At 45.4% G+C, this 1197-nt stretch carries 1 protein-coding gene; it reads left to right on the top strand.

Annotated features, from left to right (window positions below; translation table 11 throughout):
• Window positions 1-972, top strand: a 972-nt coding sequence (gene pspF / locus R7035_RS25545; protein ID WP_318146359.1) for a phage shock protein operon transcriptional activator, incomplete at its 5' end; no start/stop codon positions are given.
• Window positions 973-1197 lie beyond the last annotated feature (225 nt).

Genomic DNA, 1197 nt, shown 5'->3' with positions numbered 1-1197 from the left:
GCTGTATTGGATAAAGTATCACAACTCGCCCCAATTGAACGTCCCGTCCTCATTATTGGTGAGCGAGGTACCGGTAAAGAACTGATCGCTCAACGTTTGCATTACTTATCAAAACGTTGGGATAAGCCACTTCTTTCTCTCAACTGTGCGACCTTAAGCGAAGGTTTGATTGACTCCGAGTTGTTCGGCCATGAATCCGGCTCGTTCACTGGTTCAAAAGGCAAACATAAAGGCCGTTTTGAACGTGCGGAAGGTGGCACCTTGTTCTTGGATGAGTTGGCAACTGCGCCTTTACTTGTTCAAGAGAAGCTGCTGCGAGTGATTGAATACGGTGAATACGAACGCGTCGGTGGTCATACCGCTCTTAACGCGGATGTGCGCTTAGTGTGTGCTACCAATGCAGATTTGCCACGACTGGCTGAGAAAGGTGATTTCCGCGCCGACTTACTCGATCGTCTAGCCTTTGACGTTATCATGTTGCCACCATTGCGAGAACGCAAAGAAGATATCCTGTCGCTTGCCAAACATTATGCAATGAAAATGTGTCGAGAGTTGCAACTCGAATACTTCGTTGGTTTCACTCATCAAGCGCAACAAACCCTACTCGATTACTCGTGGCCAGGTAATGTGCGTGAGCTAAAAAACGTAATTGAGCGCGCTATCTATCAACACGGACTAAATGCAGAACCGATTGATGAGCTGATTTTTAACCCTTTTGCCACTGGTTGGAACAATGCGCTTGGTCATACTGCGGCAAACGAAGAGCCTCAGGAAGAAGCCTCGTCTCAAACGACTTCGATCCACTTTCCTCTCGACTACAAACAGTGGCAAGAGGAGCAAGATATCAATCTTCTCAATCGAGCCTTGGAGGAAGCAAAATTCAACCAACGACAAGCTGCCGAATTGCTGGGATTAAGCTATCACCAGCTACGAGGCATGGTTAGAAAGTACGGTTTAGTCGGACAAAGTTAACAAAACCAAAAACACCACTAGCCATAGATAACGCAACTCATGTCTGCAAAATTCGGGCTACAGTGTTAAATAGACATCGTATTTTGATCTAACACCCTACCAGCAAAAGATTTTGTGTTTGGAGCGAGTTCACAAAGGTGATAAATTAGCGAGATCATTTTCGCTTGTGAGCTCTGGACGAGTAAGATCAAATGAAACAAGCAAAATCCAATGAACATTTCATAT

It is taken from the genome of Vibrio sp. 1731, assembly GCF_033339955.1.
In the GTDB taxonomy this organism is placed as follows: domain Bacteria; phylum Pseudomonadota; class Gammaproteobacteria; order Enterobacterales; family Vibrionaceae; genus Vibrio; species Vibrio alginolyticus.
Note: the sequence above shows the minus strand (reverse complement) of the source record. Positions and strands in the feature narration are given on the sequence as shown.